General features: G+C 71.9%; 16 protein-coding genes and 1 pseudogene. 8 read left to right on the top strand and 9 right to left on the bottom strand.

Translation table 11 applies throughout. The features are described 5' to 3' along the window. Window positions 1–89: 89 nt before the first annotated feature. The 3 genes from cydD to AC5K6T_RS23355 form a co-directional block, all read right to left on the bottom strand. The gene (cydD, locus tag AC5K6T_RS23365) at window positions 90–3,896 is read right to left on the bottom strand and encodes a thiol reductant ABC exporter subunit CydD (protein ID WP_493211895.1); all 3,807 of its coding nucleotides are present in this window, start codon (window positions 3,894–3,896) and stop codon (window positions 90–92) included. Between the two features lie 78 nt (window positions 3,897–3,974). Further along, window positions 3,975–4,982 (bottom strand): cytochrome d ubiquinol oxidase subunit II, encoded by a 1,008-nt coding sequence (cydB, locus tag AC5K6T_RS23360; RefSeq protein WP_493211893.1) that lies wholly within the window; start codon window positions 4,980–4,982, stop codon window positions 3,975–3,977. 20 nt (window positions 4,983–5,002) lie between these two features. Further along, complete coding sequence (locus tag AC5K6T_RS23355) at window positions 5,003–6,511, bottom strand: cytochrome ubiquinol oxidase subunit I (protein ID WP_493211892.1); 1,509 nt, start codon at window positions 6,509–6,511, stop codon at window positions 5,003–5,005. Between the two features lie 208 nt (window positions 6,512–6,719). Here AC5K6T_RS23355 and AC5K6T_RS23350 point away from each other — a divergent pair. Beyond that, window positions 6,720–7,117: pseudogene (locus tag AC5K6T_RS23350) on the top strand (cyclophilin-like family protein). Window positions 7,118–7,458: 341 nt separating this feature from the next. Here the strand turns inward: AC5K6T_RS23350 and hisC are convergent. Next, window positions 7,459–8,538, bottom strand: a complete 1,080-nt coding sequence (hisC, locus tag AC5K6T_RS23345) for a histidinol-phosphate transaminase (protein WP_493211890.1) — start codon at window positions 8,536–8,538, stop codon at window positions 7,459–7,461. Between the two features lie 463 nt (window positions 8,539–9,001). Here hisC and AC5K6T_RS23340 point away from each other — a divergent pair, with 463 nt between their 5' ends. The 3 genes from AC5K6T_RS23340 to AC5K6T_RS23330 all read left to right on the top strand — a co-directional run bounded on the left by AC5K6T_RS23340 (window position 9,002) and on the right by AC5K6T_RS23330 (window position 12,675). Continuing rightward, a complete protein-coding gene (locus AC5K6T_RS23340) occupies window positions 9,002–10,114 on the top strand; it encodes a LacI family DNA-binding transcriptional regulator (protein WP_493211888.1) in 1,113 nt (370 codons plus the stop codon). Window positions 10,115–10,545: 431 nt separating this feature from the next. Beyond that, complete coding sequence (locus AC5K6T_RS23335; RefSeq protein ID WP_493211887.1) at window positions 10,546–11,619, top strand: metallophosphoesterase; 1,074 nt, start codon at window positions 10,546–10,548, stop codon at window positions 11,617–11,619. A 192-nt stretch (window positions 11,620–11,811) separates the two neighbouring features. Further along, on the top strand, window positions 11,812–12,675 hold the full coding sequence (locus AC5K6T_RS23330; RefSeq protein WP_493211885.1) for a hypothetical protein: 864 nt from the start codon (window positions 11,812–11,814) through the stop codon (window positions 12,673–12,675). 316 nt (window positions 12,676–12,991) lie between these two features. Here the strand turns inward: AC5K6T_RS23330 and thiC are convergent, their stop codons facing one another. Then, complete coding sequence (gene thiC, locus AC5K6T_RS23325; protein WP_493211884.1) at window positions 12,992–14,812, bottom strand: phosphomethylpyrimidine synthase ThiC; 1,821 nt, start codon at window positions 14,810–14,812, stop codon at window positions 12,992–12,994. A 242-nt stretch (window positions 14,813–15,054) separates the two neighbouring features. Here thiC and AC5K6T_RS23320 point away from each other — a divergent pair, with 242 nt between their 5' ends. Further along, window positions 15,055–16,770, top strand: coding sequence for a YibE/F family protein (locus AC5K6T_RS23320; RefSeq protein WP_493211883.1), 1,716 nt, complete (start codon window positions 15,055–15,057; stop codon window positions 16,768–16,770). 224 nt (window positions 16,771–16,994) lie between these two features. On the opposite strand, the gene AC5K6T_RS23315 is transcribed toward AC5K6T_RS23320, so the two are convergent. The 4 genes from AC5K6T_RS23315 to AC5K6T_RS23300 all read right to left on the bottom strand — a co-directional run bounded on the left by AC5K6T_RS23315 (window position 16,995) and on the right by AC5K6T_RS23300 (window position 19,329). After that, window positions 16,995–17,432: an SsgA family sporulation/cell division regulator gene (locus AC5K6T_RS23315; protein ID WP_493211881.1), complete on the bottom strand. Its 438-nt coding sequence runs from the start codon at window positions 17,430–17,432 to the stop codon at window positions 16,995–16,997. Window positions 17,433–17,525: 93 nt separating this feature from the next. Next, a complete protein-coding gene (locus AC5K6T_RS23310) occupies window positions 17,526–18,422 on the bottom strand; it encodes an IclR family transcriptional regulator (protein WP_493211879.1) in 897 nt (298 codons plus the stop codon). Window positions 18,423–18,633: 211 nt separating this feature from the next. Further along, the gene (locus tag AC5K6T_RS23305; RefSeq protein WP_493211877.1) at window positions 18,634–18,846 is read right to left on the bottom strand and encodes a DUF5326 family protein; all 213 of its coding nucleotides are present in this window, start codon (window positions 18,844–18,846) and stop codon (window positions 18,634–18,636) included. A 165-nt stretch (window positions 18,847–19,011) separates the two neighbouring features. After that, window positions 19,012–19,329 (bottom strand): cupin domain-containing protein, encoded by a 318-nt coding sequence (locus AC5K6T_RS23300; protein ID WP_493212193.1) that lies wholly within the window; start codon window positions 19,327–19,329, stop codon window positions 19,012–19,014. A gap of 58 nt (window positions 19,330–19,387) precedes the next feature. On the opposite strand from AC5K6T_RS23300, the gene AC5K6T_RS23295 reads away from it, so the two are divergent. Genes AC5K6T_RS23295 through AC5K6T_RS23285 form a run of 3 tightly spaced genes read left to right on the top strand, consistent with a single transcriptional unit; the run spans window position 19,388 to window position 21,437 of the window. Then, on the top strand, window positions 19,388–19,765 hold the full coding sequence (locus AC5K6T_RS23295) for a phage holin family protein (RefSeq protein WP_493211875.1): 378 nt from the start codon (window positions 19,388–19,390) through the stop codon (window positions 19,763–19,765). Between the two features lie 5 nt (window positions 19,766–19,770). Then, complete coding sequence (locus AC5K6T_RS23290; RefSeq protein ID WP_493211873.1) at window positions 19,771–20,298, top strand: low molecular weight protein-tyrosine-phosphatase; 528 nt, start codon at window positions 19,771–19,773, stop codon at window positions 20,296–20,298. Beyond that, window positions 20,295–21,437, top strand: a complete 1,143-nt coding sequence (locus tag AC5K6T_RS23285) for a cystathionine gamma-lyase (RefSeq protein ID WP_493211871.1) — start codon at window positions 20,295–20,297, stop codon at window positions 21,435–21,437. The genes AC5K6T_RS23290 and AC5K6T_RS23285 overlap by 4 nt, the downstream gene beginning before the upstream one ends. The last annotated feature ends 180 nt before the right edge of the window (window positions 21,438–21,617 follow it).

Raw genomic sequence — 21,617 nt, 5'->3', positions numbered from 1 at the left:
GCGGATGCCTGACGGATGCCTGGCGGGCACGAGGCGGCGCGAGGCGGGCGCCGGTCCGTTCCCTTGCCGCGGGAACCGCCGGAACACGCTCACCGCGCGACGGACGCCGGCACCTCGCCGGCCCGTTCCGCCGGGTCGTCGAGTTCCGCCGCACCCGTCCGGCCGTGCACGGCCTCGTCCGCCTCAGCCGGCGCCTCGGGCGGGCGCCCGCTTCCCGTCCCGGCCTCGGCCGTGCACGCCGTCGCGTACGCGGCCGCCTCCGCCTCCCGCGCCGCCATCTCGCGCAGCGGCCCCCGTGCGGTGACCAGTTCCGCGAACCCGCCTCGCTGGGCCACCTCCCCGTCGGCGAGCACGATCACCTCGTCCGTGTCCCGCAGCCCGGCCAGCCGGTGCGTGATCAGCAGCGTCGTACGGTCCTCGGTCGCGGCCAGCAGGTCCGCGGTGAGCGCGTCGGCCGTGGGCAGGTCGAGGTGCTCGGCCGGCTCGTCGAGGACGAGGACGGGGAAGTCGGCGAGCAGAGCCCGCGCGAGCGCCAGTCGCTGCCGCTGACCGCCGGACAGCCGGGCGCCGTGCTCCCCGACGAGCGTGTCGAGCCCGTCGGGCAGACCCCGCGCCCAGTCGATCAGTCGGACCCGGGCCAGTACGGCCCACAGATCTGCGTCGCTCGCCTCCCGCCGTGCGAGCAGCAGGTTCTCCCGCACGGAGCTGTCGAAGAGATGCGCGTCCTGCGCACACAGCCCCACCAGCCGCCGCACGTCGTCACCGTCCAGCGCCCTCGCGCTCACACCGCCCAGCGTGTAGGAGCCCGCGTCCGGGTCCAGGAACCGCAGCAGCACCTGCGCCAGGGTCGTCTTGCCGGACCCGGACGGGCCGACCACCGCCACCCGGCGGCCCTCCTCCAGCCGCAGGTCCAGCCCGCTGAGCGCGGCCCGGTCCTGCCCGGCGTACCGGGCGGACAGCCCCTCGACGACGAGCGGGAACACCGAGGCGGGCGCCGGGGCCGGCCGCTCCGGCTCCCGCACCGGTTCGGGCGCGTCCAGCACCTCGTACACGCGCTCGGCACTCTTGCGCACCCGCTGCCGGAACTGCACCGCCGACGGCAGCCCGAGCACGGCTTCGAACGCGGCCAGCGGGGTCAGCACGACCACCGCCGCCGCCACGCCCTCGAGCCGCCCGTCCGCGACCGCCCGCGCGGCTGCCGCCGCGGCGGCAGCGACGGTCAGTCCGCAGACGAGCGCGGTGAGTCCGGCGCCGAGCGCCGTCGCGGCGGCCGTGCGGGACGCGATCCGGGTGAGTTCCGCGTCCGCCTTCCGCGCGGCCGCCGTGCGGCGGGGCAGCGCACCGGCGACGGTCAGTTCGGCGGTGCCGGACAGCAGGTCGGCCACCCGGGTGGCGAGCGCGCCCCGTGCGGGGGCCGTACGGCGCTCGGCGCGCCGTGCCACCGCGCCCGTGACCAGGGGCACCCCGGCACCCGCCGTGAGCAGTCCGGCCGCGAGGATCGCGCCCGCCTCCGGCAGCAGCCAGGCCGTGAAGGCGACGGACCCGGCCGACACCAGCACGGCCGCGCCCGCGGGCAGCAGCCAGCGCAGCCAGTAGTCCTGGAGGGCGTCCACATCGGTGACGAGACGGCTCAGCAGATCGCCCCGGCGGGTGTGGCGCAGCCCGGCCGGCGCCAGCCGCTCCAGCCTGCGGTACACCGCGACGCGGGTGTCGGCCAGCATGCGCAGCACCGCGTCGTGTGCGACGAGCCGCTCGGCGTACCGGAACACGGCCCGGCCGATTCCGAAGGCGCGCGTCGCCGTCACCGCCACCATCAGGTACAGCACGGGCGGTTGCTGCGAGGCCCGGGAGATGAGCCATCCGGAGGTGGCCATGAGCCCGACCGCGCTGCCCAGCGCGAGGCTGCCGAGCAGCAGCGCGAGCACCAGTCGGCCGCGCCGGGCACCGGCCAGGGCACGGACCCGGGCGAGGGGGTGTGTGACGGTCCCCGTGGTGGGCGTGTCGGCGGCGCCGGGGCGCACCTCCGGGGCGGCGGTGGACACCTCGGGCACGGCGGGAGGCGCGTCGGGGCCGTCGGGGCCGTCGGGGCGGGCATCGCGGGCGGCACGGCCGGCCGGCTGCGCCGGGGCCGGAGGCGCCGCGGTGGCGGGCGGGGGGCCGTCCACCGCAGCCAGGTCGCTGCGCTCTGCTCCCGTGCCGGCGTCCGCCTGCCGGGCGGGCCCCGGCACCCGCCCGGGCGGTGACTGCGGCTCGGGCGGTTCCAGCCGGACCACGCGGTCCGCGAGCGCGAGCAGTGCGGGCCGGTGCGCGACGACGAGCACGGTGCGGCCGGCGGCCAGACGCCGGACCGCCGCGACGACCTCCGCCTCGGTCCGTCCGTCGAGGGCGGCCGTCGGCTCGTCGAGCAGCAGGACGGGACGGTCGGCGAGGAAGGCCCGTGCGAGGGCGAGCCGTTGCCGCTGGCCGGCCGAGAGTCCGGCGCCGTCCTCGCCGAGCAGGGTGTCCACTCCCCGGGGCAGCGCGTCCACGAACTCCAGCGCGCCCGCCTCCCGCAGTGCGCGGCGTACCGCGTCGGCGTCGGCGTCGGGCCGGGCGAGCCGGACGTTGTCCCCGATGCTGCCCGCGTACAGGTGCGGCCGCTGCGGCACCCATGCGATCTCGGACCGCCACTGCTCCAGGTCGGTGCGGGCGAGGTCCGCCCCGCCGACCCGGACCCGGCCCGCCGTGGGCGCCACGAACCCCAGCAGGGCGTGCAGCAGCGTCGACTTGCCCGCGCCGCTGGGGCCGACGAGAGCGACGGTCTCGCCGGGCCGCACGGTGAAGGAGACCTCACGGACGGCGTCCACCGACCGTCCGGGGTAGCGGACCGTGACACCGTCGACGTCGAGCGGACGCGCTCCGGCGGGCAGCGGGGCGGTCCCCCGGTCCGGCAGGGGCGTCTCCAGCACCGCGAAGATCTCCTCGGCGGCCGCGAGCCCCTCGGCCGCCGCGTGGTACTGCGCACCCACCTGCCGCAGCGGCAGATACGCCTCCGGGGCGAGGACCAGGACGACCAGGCCGGTGTAGAGGTCCATCTCACCGTGCACGAGGCGCATGCCGATGGTCACGGCGACCAGGGCCACCGAGAGCGTGGCGAGCAGTTCCAGCGCGAAGGAGGACAGGAAGGCGATCCGCAGGGTCTTCATGGTGGCCCGGCGGTACTCGCCGGTGATCCGCCGGATCGACTCGGCCTGCGCCTTGGCGCGGCCGAACACCTTCAGCGTGGGCAGGCCCGCCACGACGTCCAGGAAGTGGCCGGACAGCCGGGACAGCAGCCGCCACTGCCGTTCGGTCCGGGCCTGTGTGGCCCAGCCGATCAGCACCATGAAGAGCGGGATGAGCGGCAGGGTGGCGACGATGATCGCAGCGGACACCCAGTCCTCGGTGACGACCCGGGCCAGCACCGCCGCCGGCACCACCACGGCGAGTCCCAGCTGTGGCAGATAGCGGGAGAAGTAGTCGTCGAGAGCGTCGACGCCGCGCGTGGCGAGGGCCACGAGCGACCCCGTGCGCTGTCCGCTCAGCCAGCCCGGTCCGAGGTGTACGGCCCGGTCCAGCAGCCGCCCGCGCAGCTCCGACTTCACAGCCGCGCTGGCGCGGTGCGCGGCGAGCTCGGTGAGCCAGGCCACGGCCGACCGGCCCAGGGCGACGGCCGCGAGCAGCAGCAGGGGGGTGCGCAGGTCGCCCACCGAGAGCCCGCGCTGGAAGGCGCCGACCACGACCTCGGCGACGAGCATCGCCTGACCGACGACGAGGGCCGCTCCGACGGCGCCCAGGGCGACGACCGCCGCCAGGAAGAACCGCGTGGCCCGAGCGTGGCGGATGAGGCGTGGGTCGATCGGTTTCACGTGAAACATGCCCTTCGGTACGAAGCGTCCGAGTGGCCGGAGGAGGGCGCTTGACGGTGTTTCACGTGAAACACCCTCCGTCCGGGCTCAGTGCGAGGCCTCGACAGCGATGTGCCGGGTGCCGATCCGCTTGCGGAACACCCAGTACGTCCATCCCTGGTAGAGCAGGACGATCGGCGTGGCCACGGCCGCGCACCAGGTCATGATCTTCAGGGTGTACGGACTCGACGAGGCGTTGGTGACCGTCAGGCTCCAGTCCTCGTTGAGCGAGGACGGCATGACGTTCGGGAAGAGGGACAGGAAGAGCATCGCCACGGCGGCCACGATGGTGACGCCGGACAGGGCGAAGGCCCAGCCCTCCCGGCCGGCCTGGTTCGCCGCGAGGGCGGCGACGAGTGAGGCGACCGCCACGACCAGCGCGACCAGGCTCTTGCCGTCCCCGCTGTCGACCTGGGTCCACAGCAGGAAGATCAGGGCGGCCGCGGCGGTGGTGAGACCGACCTTCAGAGCCAGCGCCCGGGCCCGTTCACGGATGTCCCCGACGGTCTTGAGCGCCGTGAACACCGTGCCGTGGAAGGTGAACAGCGTCAGCGTCACCACGCCGCCGAGCAGGGCATAGGGGTTGAGCAGGTCCCAGAAGCCGCCGACGTACTCCAGGTCGGCGTCGATCTTGACGCCCCGCACGATGTTGCCGAAGGCGACACCCCACAGGAAGGCGGGGACCAGCGAGGACCAGAAGATCGCCGTCTCCCAGTTGCGCTGCCAGTTCTCCTCCGGCCGCTTGGCCCGGTACTCGAAGGCGACCCCCCGGACGATCAGACAGACCAGGATGATCAGCAGGGGCAGGTAGAAGCCGGAGAAGAGGGTGGCGTACCACTCCGGGAAGGCGGCGAAGGTGGCTCCGCCCGCCGTGAGCAGCCAGACCTCGTTGCCGTCCCAGACGGGGCCGATCGTGTTGATCAGCACCCGCTTCTCCAGCCGGTCCCGGGCCAGCAGCCGGGTGAGGATGCCGACTCCGAAGTCGAAGCCCTCCAGGAAGAAGTAGCCGGTCCACAGGACCGCGATCAGGACGAACCAGACGTCGTGCAGTTCCATGACTGTGCAGCTCCCTCGGCCTAGTACGAGAAGGCCATCGGCTTGTCGGCGTCACGGGAGTCGCCGCCGATCTTCGTGGGCGGGTTGAGGTCGGACTCGGTGAGCTCGGGCGGACCGGCCTTGACGTACTTCGCCAGCAGCTTGACCTCGATCACGGCGAGGACGGCGTACAGGGCGGTGAAGATGATCATCGAGGTGAGCACCTCCGCCTGGGAGACACCCGGCGAGACCGCATCGCGGGTCCGGAGCACGCCGTAGACCACCCACGGCTGCCGGCCCATCTCGGTGAAGATCCAGCCCCAGGAGTTGGCGATCAGGGGAAAGGCCAGGGTCCAGACCGCGATGCGCCAGGACCACCGGGTGAGCTTCGGGCCGAAGGCCTTCCCGCGGAAGAGAACCAGATGGGGCACCTCGTCCTCACCGGCCCTGAGAGCCTGCGGCAGCAGGAACTTCTTGCGGGTCAGCCACAGTCCGGCCACGCCGACGGCGAACGACGCCATGCCGAAGCCGATCATCCAGCGGAAGCCCCAGTACGCCACGGGGATGTTGGGCCGGTAGTCGCCGGGCCCGAACTGCTCCTGCTCGGCGCGGTTGACGTCGTTGATGCCGGGGACGTACGAGTCGAAGTCGTCGTTGGCCAGGAAGGACAGCAGGCCGGGAATCTCTATGGCGACCTTGTTGTGGCCGGCGTCGACGTCGCCGTAGGCGAAGACCGAGAAGGGTGCGGGGGCCTCACCGTCCCACAGCGCCTCGGCGGCCGCCATCTTCATGGGCTGCTGCTCGAACATGACCTTGCCGAGGAGGTCACCGCTGACGGCGGTGAGCAGTCCGCCGACGGCCACGGTGACCAGGCCGAGCCGCAGGGAGGTCTTCATCTCACGGATGTGCCGCTTGCGCAGCAGATGGAAGGCGGAGATGCCGACCATGAACGCGCCGCCGGTCAGGAAGGCCGCGCTGAGGGTGTGGAAGACCTGGGTGAGCGTGGTGTTCTGGGTGAGCACCAGCCAGAAGTCGGTGAGCTCGGCACGCCCCTTCTCCTCGTTGATCCGGTAGCCGACCGGGTGCTGCATCCACGAGTTCGCGGCGAGGATGAAGTACGCCGACAGGATCGTGCCGATCGAGACCATCCACATGCAGGCGAGGTGGATCTTCTTCGGCAGCCGGTCCCATCCGAAGATCCACAGGCCGATGAAGGTCGACTCGAAGAAGAAGGCGATCAACGCCTCGAAGGCGAGCGGGGCACCGAAGATGTCACCGACGAAGCGCGAGTAGTCCGACCAGTTCATGCCGAACTGGAACTCCTGCACGATGCCGGTGACCACACCCATCGCGATGTTGATCAAGAAGAGCTTGCCCCAGAACTTGGTCGCTCTGAGGTACTTCTCGTTCTCCGTGCGCACCCACGCGGTCTGGAGGCCGGCCGTGAGGGCCGCCAGCGAGATCGTGAGAGGGACGAACAGAAAGTGGTAGACGGTGGTGATGCCGAACTGCCAACGCGCCAGAGTCTCCGGCGCCAAAGCCAACTCCACGTCGTCTCTCCTTACTCGCCGTGGACACAGCGGCAGTTTGCCCCTTTTGTCTCACACATCACTGGAGCAACCGGGACACGCTTGTGAACGCGTTCACATTCACAAGAAATTATGACGCACTGATTTTCGACACGGGAAGGGGGGTCCCTCTAGGGCCATCAGGGCACTCTCCTGACAGGAACTTCAACATATTGTTGAATGGCTGGCCCTGCAGGCGCGGCACACGCCGGCGCGCATACGGATCTCCCGGCCGGCGGGCGACATCACCGCGACGCTCGACGCGCTCCCGGCCGCTCCTGACCTGGTGAAGGCAGTGCCGATCGCCGCCACCGCCCGCACCTGGGGCGAGGAGGTCACTTCGACACAGGTGTCACGGTTTCACGTGAAACCGACGCCCGACAGGTCGTCGAGCCGGACACGGTCGCCTTCCGGACGGACGGCGACGCCTTGACTCTCCTCCCCCTACGGCCTCACTCCGATCTCGCGGGGCGAGGAGTGCCGCCTGGCCGGCCCCCGCAACATCCTCGGGCGTCTCGACGACGACCCCGCCTGCTCGCGACGGTCCGCGACGGCGACCCGCTCGGCGTGGAACACGCCGGGCCGTGAGCCCGCCCGGCAGCGCAGCCGAGGACGGGGGCACGCGGCGGCGGACGGCGCCAGGGGAGATGGGGCTGAGGCTGGGGCCCGGGGTGCTGCTGAGGCGCCTCGGGCTGTGGGGGGTGCGGCGCCCTGGGCAGTGGGGTGCGGGGTGGCGGGAGATGCGGGGGCGAGGCCTCGCCGGGGTGGCCCGGCACCGGTGCGGCCTCGGCGGCGTGCCCAGCGGGAGCGGCACCACCACGGCGCCGTCGGCGCAGCCGCCGATGGGCGGCCTCCCCTGTCGCCCGACTGGCACCGGTCGGGGGCTCGGCTCGGTGGCGCCGCCCCGGCGATGCACCGTCCCGGCTCCCTCAGAACTCCTTGCGGAACGCCTCCGCGGTCTTCAGGAGGATGTCGTTGGCCTCGGTCTCGCCCACGGTGACCCGCACGCCCTCACCGGGGAACGGCCGGACCACGACCCCCGCATGCTCGCACGCAGCGGCGAAGGCCGCCGTACGCTCCCCGAGCCGCAGCCACACGAAGTTGGCCTGCGTGTCGGGCACCGTCCAGCCCTGGCCGCGCAGCGTGTCGACCACCCGGGTGCGCTCGCAGACCAGCGAACCGACCCGGCCGAGCAGCTCGTCCTCGGCGCGCAGCGAGGCGACCGCCGCGTCCTGCGCGAGCTGGCTGACCCCGAAGGGGACGGCGGTCTTGCGCAGCGCCGCCGCCACCGGCTCGTGGGCGATCGCGAACCCGACCCGGAGCCCGGCCAGGCCGTAGGCCTTGGAGAAGGTCCGCAGCACGCAGACGTTGGGCCGGTCCCGGTACAGCTCCACGCCGTCGGGCACGTCCGCGTCCCGGACGAACTCCCGGTAGGCCTCGTCCAGCACCACCAGCACATCGCCGGGCACCCGGTCCAGGAACCCCTCCAGCTCGGCCCGGCGGACGGCCGTGCCGGTCGGGTTGTTGGGGTTGCAGACGAAGACCAGCCGGGTCCGGTCGGTGATCGCGTCCGCCATCGCGTCCAGATCGTGCACGTCCCCGGACGTCAGCGGCACCTGGACCGCGGTCGCACCGCTGATCCGCGTGATGATCGGGTACGCCTCGAAGGACCGCCAGGCGTAGATCACCTCGTCGCCGGGGCCCGACGTGGCCTGGAGCAGCTGCTGGGCCACGCCGACCGAACCGGTGCCGGTGGCCAGATGCCCCACCGGCACGCCGAACCGCTCGGCCAGCTCCTCCATCAGGCCCGTGCAGGCCATGTCCGGGTAACGGTTGAACACCCCGGCCGCCGCGGTCACGCTCTCCATCACCCCGGGCAGCGGGGGATAGGGGTTCTCGTTGGAGGACAGCTTGTACGCCACAGGCCCTCCGGCCGCGGCCGGCTTGCCCGGCTTGTAGGTGGGGATACCCTCCAGCTCGGCGCGCAGCTTCGGGCTCGTCTCGCTCACCGCAGTCCTCCTCGCGATCACCGGCGGACCGTCAGCACCGCCGGCTTCCAATGCTTCTCACCTTAAGAGGATTCGGCCCTGCTGCGTATGGGTCCGGGCCCACCTCCTGGACCTCGTCGGTCCCGGGTGGACGAGGAAGGGCCGGATGGCGCGCTCGGTGCCCGACATCGGAGACATCACCGCATGAAGAGCCACGAATCAGGGGGCGCACCCTACATATATCTATGCGCCGGTAGCTTGCGCCGTGGCGCGCATCCCTCGTGAAGGTGAGTTGAGACCTCTTCGAAACATCGGACACTCGCCAGGCGGGTGTGCCCCAATAGGCCACGTACCACTGAAGAAACCGTTAACTCCCTTGCATTCCAAGGCACTTAACCCCTGGCAGCCTTGCAGAAACGTGCCTGTCAATGGGTGCATATGCGTCCGCACTACCCCACCGCCTGAGCCCTACTATCGGCTCGCCATGACAGCAGCAGGGAAGCACCAGGTGAGCCGCGCGGAAACCTCACGTCGAGGCAGCAGACCGGGACGAGCGGGCATCAGAGACGTGGCCGCCGCGGCCGGCGTCTCCATCACAACCGTCTCCGACGCCCTCAACGGCAAGGGCCGGCTCCCCGATGCCACCCGCCGCCATGTCCGCGAGGTCGCCGACCGGCTGGGCTACCGGCCCTCGGCCGCCGCCCGGACCCTCCGTACCGGCAAATCGGGGCTCATCGGCCTGACGGTGACGACCTACGGGGATGAACCTTTCACCTTCACCGAGTTCGCGTACTTCGCCGAGATGGCCCGCGCCGCCACCTCCGCCGCGCTGGCCCGCGGGTACGCCCTCGTCATCCTCCCCGCGACGTCCCGCCACGACGTGTGGTCCAACGTGGCGCTGGACGGCACGGTCGTCATCGACCCCTCCGACCAGGACCCGGTCGTCAGCGAGCTGGTGCGGCAGGGCTTACCCGTGGTCTCCGACGGCCGCCCGGCCGGCTCGCTGCCCGTCACCGCCTGGGTCGACAACGACCACGAGGCCGCCGTCCTCGGCATCCTCGACCATCTCGCCGACGCGGGCGCCCGCCGGATCGGCCTGCTCACCGGCACGACCACGGACACCTACACCCACCTCTCCACCACCGCCTACCTGCGCTGGTGCGAGCGCGTCGGCCAGACCCCCGTCTACGAGGCGTACCCCGCGCACGACCCCTGCGCCGGCGCGGTGGCCGCCGACCGGCTGCTCGCCCGCCCCGACCGGCCCGACGCCGTCTACGGGCTGTTCGACCCCAACGGCACCGACCTCCTGGCCGCCGCCCGCCGCTACGGCCTGCGTGTGCCCGAGGACCTCCTCGTGGTCTGCTGCAGCGAGTCCGCGGTCTACGCCAACACCGATCCGCCCCTCACCACCCTCTCCCTCAAGCCCCGCCGGATCGGCACCGCGGTGGTGTCGCTGCTCATCGACGCCATCGAGGGCGTCGAGTCGGACCAGCCGGTCGAGCAGGTGATACCGACCGAACTGATGGTGCGCACCTCCTCCATGCGCCGTCCGCCCCGGCACACCGTCAGCCCGCCCCGCTCCCCGGACGGGAGCTAACAGCCCGACGGGGCCACGGCAGGCGTCCGCCCGGCCGGACGCCGTCGGCTCCCGGGTGCCGTCCGTCCCCGCAGGCTCCGCCGGACGCTCCGCCCACCGGGTGCCGTGGTACCCGGTGGGCGGAGCCCCGCCGTGGGCCGTGGCGCGCTCTCGTCCTTCCGCCGGGCCCAACGGGTGTGCTGAGCGGCGCGCCGGAGCGGACGCGTCCGCGATGCGGGCGTCACCGCCGGCGTGCTCCCGATGCCCCTGGGGCGGGGCCGGCTCTCGCACGAAGGGCTGCCCAATCGGGGCGAAAGCCGCAATGAAGCGGAGTCCCGCTCCGATTCACCACCCCTGGGTCATCACACGGAACGATCCGCATTCCTATGATGGGCCCACGGCACCGTGGGCCGCTGCGACCAGGCAGTCCGAACCGGTGCAGATGCGGCGCGATGGTGGAGGGGTCGATGACTCAGGGGGCCGGTCAGGGACCCGAGGCGGAGCGGACAGCAACGTTGCGCGACTTCCGGGTGCCCGCGTACGTCCACGAGACCGGCCCGTATCCCGCCCCCGGCGCCCCCTCCGGTGAGGCCGAACCGGCCGGCCTTCCCGAGGGGTACACCCCCACACAGCGCGACCTGCCGGTCATCCGTCGGGGTGACACGCTCCAGGTCTCCGTCGACCCCGCCTCCGTGCCGACGGACGGGCCCGGCCCGCTGTTCGTGGTGGGCGACGTGCACGGGTACCTCGACGAGCTGGTCGCCGCCCTCCGGGACAAGGGCCTGATCGACACCGCGGGCCAGTGGTGCGCGGGGACCGCGCGGCTGTGGTTCCTCGGCGACTTCACCGACCGCGGCCCGGACGGCATCGGCGTGATCGACCTCGTGATGCGGCTGTCCGCCGAGGCGGCCGCGGCCGGCGGCTACTGCAAGGCGCTGATGGGCAACCACGAGCTGCTGCTCATCGGCGCGAAACGGTTCGGCGACACCCCCGTCAACTCCGGCGCGGGCACCGCCACCTTCCAGGCCGCCTGGCTGCTCAACGGCGGCCAGAAGACCGACATGGACCGCCTGCAGGACCACCACCTCCAGTGGATGTCCCGTCTCGACGCCGTCGAGGAGGTCGACGGCCATCTGCTGGTCCACTCCGACACCACCGCCTACCTCGACTACGGCGACTCCATCGAGGCCGTCAACGACAACGTCCGCGAGACCCTGACCCGCAACGACGCGGAGGAGGTCTGGGACCTGTTCCGCAAGTTCACCCGGCGTTTCTCCTTCCGCGACGAGGGCGGCTCCGATGCCGTCCGCTCCCTGCTGGCCGTCTACGGCGGCACGCGGATCGTGCACGGCCACAGCCCGATTCCCTACCTTCTGGGCGAAGTCGGCTCCGAGGACGGCGAGGACGGCAGCGGCCCGGCGGTGGACGGACCCCATGTGTACGCAGACGGCCTCGCCATCGCCATGGACGGCGGGGTGACCATGGCGGGAAAGCTGCTGGTGCAGCAGCTCCCCCTGGAGAAGTAGGCGCTCGCTGCGGGGGCACGGCACGGTCGTGCGGCCGTGCCGTGACCGCACCGGTCGGGACCCAATTTCTGCAAACCCCCTGTCACCGCCCACGGTCGCCGCTCTACCATCGCCTTATCCGTAGCAGGCTCCCCTCCGTTTCTGCCCGACGGCTCGTCAGCATGCGAGCCCCGCCCTACGGAGCATCGGGGGATGCACATGAACAGCGTTCCGCAGCACCTGCTGAGCGAGGACCGCCAGGAATACGAGCGGATCCTCGACGAAGCGCTGCGTTCCGCCTCCACCCGCCCGGAACTGGCCGCTGTCGGTCAGCGGCTCAACCCCGAACAACTGCGCACCATGGCGCTCAACGCCACCGCACTGGTCACGGCCGCCGCGGCGACCGAGTACCAGCACTATGTGAAGGTCCGCGAGGAACTGCGCCGGCCGTCCGCCTCCGGACCGCCCTCCGCACGCGAGTCCGGCTCCTCCGATGCGGGGACGGGCACGGTGGGGCTGGCCTCCTCCATGGGAGAGGCCGCCGAAGCCGCGGGGGCGGGGGCCGTCGCCGTCGTCGCGGTGCTGGCTCCCGTCCTCGCCGGTACCGCTGCCGTGATCTTTCTGCTCGTCGGTTACCTCCTCAAAGTGCTGGATCCGGACCGTGCGTTCGCCGAGACCATCCTCACCACCGGGTGGGTGTTCGGGGCGGTCACGGCCGCCGGCATACTCGCCGCCGCGGCCGGTCTGCTGCTGACCGCGCTGCGCAACAGGCCCTCGCTGGAGACAGGGCCGTACGGTGAGCCCGGCGGCGAGGTGGAGCGGGCCAGGCAGGCCTGGCGCGAGGCGCTCCTGGAGCGCGGCATCCTGCCGTTCCTCCAGGACGCGCTCCGCACGCCCGGCCCCGTCCCGATGTCCCGGACCACGCCGCCGGCGGCCGCCAACCGCATCCCGCAGCTCGGCTACGACCGGCCGGGCTTCACCAGCCCCGGTGACGGCACCGCCGCCTCGCGTCCGAGCTTCTCGAGCCCGGACTTCTCCAGCCCCGAGTTCGGCGGCCCCGAGCACCGACCGGACTGACGGCGGCCGACTCAGGCGGCACGGCAGGCGGGTCGATCACCGTCCGGAAGGGCAGGCCTCACCCCGCCACGACGGACACCGGCATCACCTGCGTGACACCGCCTCCGTCCTGCACTCCGGCGCCGCACTGACCGTCGTTCTGCGCAGCGCCGGAGCGGCAGAGCCCGGCACCGGCCGAGGCGGACGCCGACGCCGACGCCGACGCCGACGGTGACGGTGACGGTGACGGTGACGGTGACGGTGACGGCATACAGCCCGGTCGTCGCCCCGGGCCGTCGGCCGCAATCGTTTTGCCCGGGGGCGCCGGCCCGGGAGCTCAGTCCGCGATCGGCAGGTACACGCGGTGGCCCGCCTCTGCGAACTCCTTCGACTTGCGCATCATGCCCTCGGCGACCTCGTCCTCGGAGGCACCGTCGGCGACGTCTCCGCCGAACCGCTCGTTGATGCTCTGGCTGATCTTCATCGAGCAGAACTTCGGCCCGCACATGGAGCAGAAGTGGGCGGTCTTGGCCGGCTCGGCCGGGAGCGTCTCGTCGTGGAACTCCCGTGCGGTGTCCGGGTCGAGAGCCAGGTTGAACTGGTCCTCCCACCGGAACTCGAAGCGGGCGTCCGACAGTGCGTCGTCCCACTCCTGGGCGCCCGGGTGTCCCTTGGCGAGGTCGGCCGCGTGTGCGGCGATCTTGTAGGTGATGACGCCGGTCTTGACGTCGTCCCGGTTGGGCAGGCCGAGGTGCTCCTTGGGGGTGACGTAGCAGAGCATGGCCGTGCCCCACCAGGCGATCATCGCGGCACCGATGCCGGAGGTGATGTGGTCGTACGCCGGGGCGATGTCCGTGGTCAGCGGGCCGAGGGTATAGAACGGTGCTTCATCGCAGATCTCCTGCTGAAGGTCGATGTTCTCCTTGATCTTGTGCATCGGGACGTGACCGGGGCCCTCGATCATCGTCTGTACGTTGCAACGCTTCGCGATCCGGTTGAGTTCCCCGAGGGTCCTCAACTCCGCGAACTGGGCGGCGTCGTTGGCGTCCGCGATCGAACCCGGCCGCAGGCCGTCGCCGAGCGAGTAGGTGATGTCGTAGGCCGCGAGGATCTCGCAGAGTTCCTCGAAGTTCTCGTACAGGAAGCTCTCCTTGTGGTGCGCCAGGCACCACGCCGCCATGATCGAGCCGCCGCGGGAGACGATGCCGGTCTTGCGGTTGGCGGTCAGCGGCACGAACGGGAGGCGGACACCCGCGTGGACCGTCATGTAGTCCACGCCCTGTTCAGCCTGCTCGATCACCGTGTCCTTGTAGATGTCCCAGGTCAGTTCCTCGGCCCTGCCGTCGACCTTCTCCAGCGCCTGGTAGAGCGGCACCGTGCCGATGGGAACGGGGGAGTTGCGCAGCACCCACTCGCGGGTGGTGTGGATGTTGCGGCCGGTGGACAGGTCCATGACCGTGTCGGCGCCCCAGCGCGTCGCCCACGTCATCTTCTCGACCTCCTCCTCGATGGAGGAGGTCACGGCGGAGTTGCCGATGTTGGCGTTGACCTTCACCAGGAACCGCTTGCCGATGATCATCGGCTCGATCTCCGGGTGGTTGACGTTGGCCGGCAGCACCGCCCGCCCCGCAGCGATCTCCTCGCGCACCACTTCAGGAGAAACATTCTCCCGGATGGCCACGAACTCCATCTCGGGCGTGATCTCCCCGCGGCGCGCATAGGCGAGCTGGGTGACGGCCTGTCCGTCCCGGCCTCGGCGCGGCAGCCGCGGGCGGCCCGGGAAGACCGCGTCCAGGTTGCGCAGCCCGCCTCGCGGCGAGGTGTGCCGGAGGCCGTCGTCCTCCGGGCGGACCGGGCGGCCCGCGTACTCCTCGGTGTCGCCACGCGCGATGATCCAGTTCTCCCGCAGCGGCGGCAGGCCCCTGCGGACGTCCGTCGCCGCGGAGGAATCGGTGTACGGGCCGGAGGTGTCGTACAGCGTGACCGAACGGCCGTTGGTGAGGTGCACCTGACGTACCGGCACACGCAGATCGGGGCGCGAGCCCTCGACATACGCCTTGTGCCAGCCGATGGACTTCCCGCCTTCGCCGCTCTCGCCGTCCTCGGAGACGGCGGCGATCTGCGCGGAGGCAGGCGTGCGTACGTCCTTGCTGGTCATGAGACCTACTCCCTACGCCGGCATTACCCGGTAACAGGTTCGGCGGTCGACGCAGCGGTCACCGTCTGCCGGTGTTTCCCGGGAACGCCGTGTGTTCCACGTGAAACATCGCGTAGACGGAGGTCAGCGCCCTCTCAGCCCGGTGCTCCGAGCTCCCGCGTGTACAAAAAGGTGCCTCCACGCTAGCGCCAGTTCGGGCGCGGTGAACAGGGGGCCCCCGCCGTTCTTGCGATGATCGGTCGGTGACCACACCTCAGCAGCCCCCGTTCCCGCCGCCCGAACCCCGCCGTCACAGCCCAGTGGCCCGCCCGGGCAACGGCCGCTACGGAGAGGCCGCCACCGGCGGCGCGAGCGCAGCGGGCCAGGGGTACGGTCCCGGCGCCGCGGCGCCCGGGCAGGTACGCGCAGACCGTGGTGAGGGCCCGCCCGACGGTGTCGGCAGCGGTTCCGGTCCAGGGAGGGGCGGCGGTCCCGGTGGCGCACCCGGCCCCGGCCGCGGAGCCGGCCACCAAGGCGGAGCCGGCCGAGGGAGCGGCAGGGGTGGTCAGGAAGGCGGGGCCGGGCAAGGCAGCGGCAGCGGACACGACGGCCAAGGCCCGGACGGGCACGACAGCAGGGGTGGACGCGGTGATGAAGGGGGCCACGGTCACGGGCACTCGCACAGCCACGCCCATGGGCCGGCCGCACCCGTCTCCCGGCACCTGCGGCGGGTGATCGCGGCGATCCTCGTCCCGTTCGCCGCCGCGGTCGTGGTGGGACTCGCCGTGCTGTGGCCCGGGGGCGCGCCCTCGCACGAGCGCACCGGAGTGGGCTTCGACCGGCAGACGCAGCAAGCCACGGTGACCAGGATCGACCAGGTGGACTGCGCGTCCGTCAACGCCTCGGGGCCCACCCCGACCGGCGACACCTCGACGGCCGAGGGCTCCTCGGCCGTGCAGCAGGCGAACGGCGACTGCAAGCGGGCGACGATCCGGGTCGACACGGGCAAGGACAAGGGGCGGACGTTCACCGAGATCGTCCAGCCCGACCAGTCACGGCAGCTGCACCAGGGCCAGAAGGTCGTGGTCGCCTACGAGCCCTCCGCGCCCGAGGACCTGCAGTACTCCGTCGCCGACGTGAACCGGCGGCTGCCGCTGGCCGTACTCGCCGGGTTCTTCGCGCTCGCCGTGGTGCTCGTCGGCCGGCTGCGCGGCCTGATGGCGCTGATCTCGCTCGCCATCAGCTTCCTGGTGCTCACCTTCTTCATCCTGCCGGCGATCCTCCAGGGCTCGCCGCCGCTGCTCGTGGCGGTGGTCGGATCGAGCGCCATCATGCTGATCGCGCTGTACCTCTGCCACGGCCTGTCCGCCCGGACCTCGGTGGCCGTGCTCGGCACGTTGATCTCGCTGGTACTGATCGGCGTGCTCGGCTCGTGGTTCGTCGACTGGGCCGCGCTGACCGGCAACACCGACGACAACACCGGCCTCATCCACGGGTTGTACCCGTCGATCGACATGAGCGGTCTGCTGCTGGCGGGGATCATCATCGGCTCGCTCGGTGTGCTGGACGACGTCACGGTCACCCAGACCTCGGCGGTCTGGGAGCTGCACGAGGCCAACCCCACCATGGGCTGGCGCGGCCTGTACCGCGCCGGTATCCGGATCGGCCGCGACCACATCGCGTCGGTGGTCAACACGCTCGTTCTCGCCTACGCGGGCGCCGCGCTGCCGCTGCTGCTGCTGTTCTCCATCGCGCAGAGCAGCGTGGGCACGGTCGCCAACAGCGAGCTGGTGGCCCAGGAGATCGTGCGGACTCTGGTCGGTTCGATCGGGCTGGTGGCGTCCGTACCGGTGACGACCGCGCTGGCCGCGGTGATGGTCTCCGCCGACCGGCCGGCCCCGTCCGCCGGCGACGGCGCCGCGGGCACCGCGCCCGCCGCACCCCGTCCGGGAGGCCGGGGACGCCGCCGCAAGCGCTGAGGCCGGGTGCACGGGCCGAGCCGGGGTCGCAGTGGCACGGCGGGGCGTGACGGGCGGCAGGCCCCGCGGGAGGCCGTCCGCGGTGCCCCGCTCGGGCACGCCCCCCTGCCGGGCCTGCGCTCCTCTGCCACGTCCGGATCCGGTGCCGCGTACCTCTCCCGCCTGCGGTTCCGCTCCCCCCGGGCAGCTGATGAAGCGTTACGGCAACTCGGTGGTGCCGGGGTTCATCCCGCGCTCTGCTCCTCGGCCAGGATGCGGTCCAGCGCCTCCTCGAGGTGGGCGTCGAACTCCGCGAGCGACGTCTCCTGGCCCAGCGGAACCAGCCTGTCCGTACGGTCGAGGAACGCGACGAGCGGCGCCGTCGAGGACCGGAAGACCGCCTGGTCGCTGCCCACCTGAAGCCGGATCAGCACCTCTGCGACCGTCTCCGCTTCCACGGGAGCGATCCGCACATCGCCCTCGCCGCTCGGCCGGGCCACCCCGTCGATCAGCAGTTCCCGCCCGAACGCCCAGGTCACCGGGGCGTCACCGGGCAGGTGAAAGGTCAGCCGGACCGCATACGGATCGCAGGTCTCGTAGCCCAGTTCCACCGGGATCCGGAAGGAGAGCTCCTCGGAGACGAGAAAGCTCATCATGACCTCTGCCTGCACCGACTCGCGCATCGCCTGCCCTTTGCCGTCGAATGGCGGGGAACGAACTCCTGATCCTGCTGGCATCTTGCTCAACGTACGCGTGAGATCACAAGGAGTGAGTTTTCAGATACTGATAGAGAGCGACAGCGCCCCCAGCAGGCGCCCGGCCTCGCTCTGCAGCTGTCGCACCGCCGGGAGCAGCCGGTCGGCCTGCCGCGTGGGCAGGGAGATCGCCACCGAGGCCGCCGTACTGCCCACCGTGAGCGGGAACGCCGCGCAGACGGCGCCCAGCGCGTACTCCTGGCGTTCGACCACCGGGTCCATCCGCCCGATCCGGTCCAGCCGTCGCAGCAGGGCACCCTGGTCACGCACCGTGTACGGAGTGATGGACCGCACCGGGTGGCGGTCGAGGTGATCGCGGCGGGCCTCGGCGTCCAGCTGGGACAGCAGGCATTGACCGATAGCGTGCGCATGGGCCGTCTCGCGGAAGTCGGCCCACTCCTCCACGGCCGGCCGGGCCGGGGTGTCGGAGACGCAGACGACGTCGATCTCGCCGTTGCGGTACACCGCGTAGTACACCGGCGCACCGATGGAATCGCGCCATTGCGCGAGGGCCGCGGCCATGGTGCTGCGACGTTTCTGCTGGGCGCCGCTGCTGCTCAGACGCTCGGCCGCGTCCCCGAGGAAGAACAGGCCCCGGTCGCGGCGCAGGTAGCCCTCGTGCACAAGGGTGCGCAGCAGGTGGTAGGCCGTGGGAAGGGCCAGGCCGGCTTCCCGGGCGAGTTGTTTGGCGGGCGCGCCGTACGCGTGTCCGGCGGCGCACTCCAGCAGACGCATCGCACGCTGCACGGAGCCGATGAGCGTGGTGGCCGGCAGCGGGTCGCGCGGCCGGTCGGGGGCGGGCTGCGCGGGCGGCCTGGCGAGGGCGGTACGGGCCGGCGGGCCGGCCGGCCTCGCGGGGGCACCGGCCGGAGCCGGGGGTGCGTGGGGTTCGGCGGGGGCGGTGTCAACCGTGGCCAAGGGGCGCTCCCGGGGCGCGAGGATGCTGCCCGTGCGCGGACACGGGGCGAGGTGGGTGGGTGGGTGGAGGGGTACGCCGGTCGCGGGGCGTGCCTGCGTGGAGTTCCGGACTTTAACGGCCTGTCGTCGCCCCGTGACGCCCTGCCCGGAAAACTTCCCTCGCCCGAGGGAACCGGTGGTCTCGCCTTGCCGCCCACCGGCTCCCGCAGCTTCACCAGTCGCCGCGTGAGGAGGAGCTGGAGGTGAACTTCCGTACGACGTAGATGAGGCCGCCGACGAGGGCCACGAAGACCAGCACCTTGAACAGCAGGGCGATCACGAACCCGACGACGCTGGCTATCAGCCCGCCGAACACCACCAGGGCGATGACCGGCACCGCGACCCACTTCACCCACCACGGCAGCCCCGCGAAGATCTCTCGCATCGCCCTTGCCCTTCTCTCCTGTCCCGCCGGGCCTGTCCGCCCAGCGGGTGCTTCGGATGTCCTGCCCTTGATGCTAGGACGGGCGAGGGGTCCGGTGGGACGCCCGCACCCCTTGTCCTCCCCTGACCGGTCCCCTAGGGAATCCTGGGGTCCGGACTCGGGGGATCAGCGCTCGGGCGGTGCGAACACGACGAGAACCCGCAGGTCCTCGCTGATGTGATGGAACTTGTGGGGCACCCCGGCCGGGACGTAGACGACGCTGCCGCGTGCCACCTGGGTGGTCTCCGCGCCCACGGTGATCGAGGCGCGGCCGCTGACGACGAAGTACACCTCGTCCTGCCGGTGCGGAGACTGCGGATCGTGCCGGCCGGCGTCGAGTGCGTACAGCCCGACCGACATGTTCCGTTCCCGGAGGAACTGCAGGTAGGCGCCGTCGTTGGCGGCGCGCTCCGCCTCCAGCTCGTCCAGCCGGAATGCCTTCATCGCTTTGTTGCCCCCATGCCCCTGCTCGTAACGGATCCCGTCTGCCACGATCAGACACATGATGAATTTCGTAGTCAAGACGATCGCCAACGCGGGTGCCCTGGCAGTAGCCGTGTGGCTGCTCGGCAAAATCACTCTCACCGGTGACAGCACCGGCGCGAAGATCGGCACCCTGCTGCTCGTGGCACTGCTCTTCGGTCTGGTGAACTTCCTGGTCAAGCCGGTGGTGAGCCTGTTGAGCCTGCCGCTGGTGATTCTCACGCTCGGCCTGTTCACCCTGGTGGTGAACGCGCTGATGCTGCTGCTGACGTCATGGCTGGCCGACAAGCTCGACCTCGGCTTCCATGTGGACGGCTTCTGGACGGCCGTTCTGGGCGGCCTGATCATCTCGATCGTCTCGTGGGCGCTCAACGTCGTCCTGCCCGACGGGGACTGAGCGCCATGGCCTACCGCGTCTGCTTCGTCTGCACCGGCAACATCTGCCGCTCCCCGATGGCCGAGTCCGTGTTCCGCGCGCAGGTGGCGGAGGCGGGCCTGGCCGGTGAGGTCGTGGTCGACAGTGCCGGCACGGGCGGCTGGCACGAGGGGGACCCCGCTGATCCACGGACGGTGGCGGTCCTCGACGAGCGCGGCTATGACAGCGATCACACGGCACGTCAGTTCCGGGCCTCCTGGTTCTCCCGGCTGGACCTGGTGATCGCGCTCGACTCCGGGCACGTCAAGGCTCTGCGCCGGCTGGCGCCCACCGAGCAGGACGCGCGGAAGGTGCGCCTGCTGCGCTCCTACGCCCTGCCCTCCGGTCCGGGCGGCTCCCGCGACGCGGCCGGTGCCGGAGGCGCGGACCTCGACGTCCCCGACCCGTACTACGGGGACCTGGACGGCTTCGAGGAGTGCCTCGCGCTGGTGGAGGAGGCGAGCGCGGCGCTCCTCACCAGCGTGCGCGAGCACCTGGGGGGCGAGGCCGCGTGAACGCTTCGGGGAACGGGCCGGAGGGGGACGGCACGCGCGTGGTGCGTGCGGGTCTGCCCGAGCCGGTCAAGTACGAACCGTCCCTGCCGGGACCGGTGTTCGCCGCGCACTTCCATCTGCCGGGCGAGCCGACGGGCCCCTACACCTACGGCCGCGACGAGAACCCGACCTGGGTCCGCCTGGAGCAGGCGATCGGGGAGCTGGAGGCACCGGGCGAGGCGGGCGTGGAGACGCTCGTCCTCGCGTCCGGCATGGCGGCCGTGTCCGCGGTGCTCTTCTCCCAGCTGCGGGCCGGCGATGTCGCCGTGCTGCCCTCCGACGGCTACCAGGCGCTGCCCCTCGTCCGCGCGCAGCTGGAGGCGTACGGGGTCGAGGTGCGCACCGCGCCGACCGGTGGGGACGCCCAGCTCGATGTCCTGGACGGGGCGCGACTGCTGTGGATCGAGACGCCGTCCAACCCGGGGCTCGACGTGTGCGACGTGCGACGGCTCGCGGAGGCGGCGCATGCCCGTGGCGCCCTGGTGGCCGTCGACAACACCCTGGCCACGCCGCTCGGGCAGCGCCCGCTGGAGCTGGGGGCGGACTTCGCGGTGGCCAGCGGCACCAAGCAGCTCACCGGACACGGAGACGTCCTGCTCGGCTATGTCAGCGGGCGTGCGGGCGAGGCGATGACGGCCGTCCGGCGCTGGCGGAAGATCGTCGGGGCGATCCCGGGTCCGATGGAGGCGTGGCTCGCGCACCGCTCGATCGCCACCCTGGCACTGCGCGCCGAACGGCAGAGCGCCACGGCTCTCGCGGTCGCCGAAGCATTGCGTGACTGGCCCGAGGACCTCGGCGTCCGCTATCCGGGGCTGCCGAAGGACCCGTCGTACCCGGTTGCCGCGCGCCAGATGCGCCGCTACGGCTGTGTGGTGTCCTTCACACTGCCCACGCGGGTGCGGGCGGACCGCTTCCTGGAAGCACTGAGGCTGGTCGACGACGCGACGAGTTTCGGCGGCGTGCGGTCCACGGCGGAGCGGCGGGGCCGGTGGGGCGGCGACGCGGTGGCGGAGGGGTTCGTGCGGCTGTCGGTCGGCGCGGAGGACCCGGAGGATCTCGTGGCGGACGTGCTGCGGGCGCTGGAGGAATCGGCGCGGTAGCCGCTCGCGGGGCACGGGTGCCGGCGCGCCGGCCGGGCCGGGCGGTCCCGTGCCGGGCGGTCCCCGGAACGCCGCCGACCGCGGTCCCGGAACGCTGCCGGCCGGATGTTCTCGGTCAGCAGTCACGGTCGGGACGGTTCCGGCCGGGCGGACGGTCCGAGCCTCCCCCCTCGTGGCTCG

This window comes from Streptomyces sp. B8-7 (assembly GCF_058833805.1).
The sequence above is the reverse complement of the archived record's forward strand: the minus strand, read 5'-3'. Positions and strand labels throughout refer to the sequence as shown.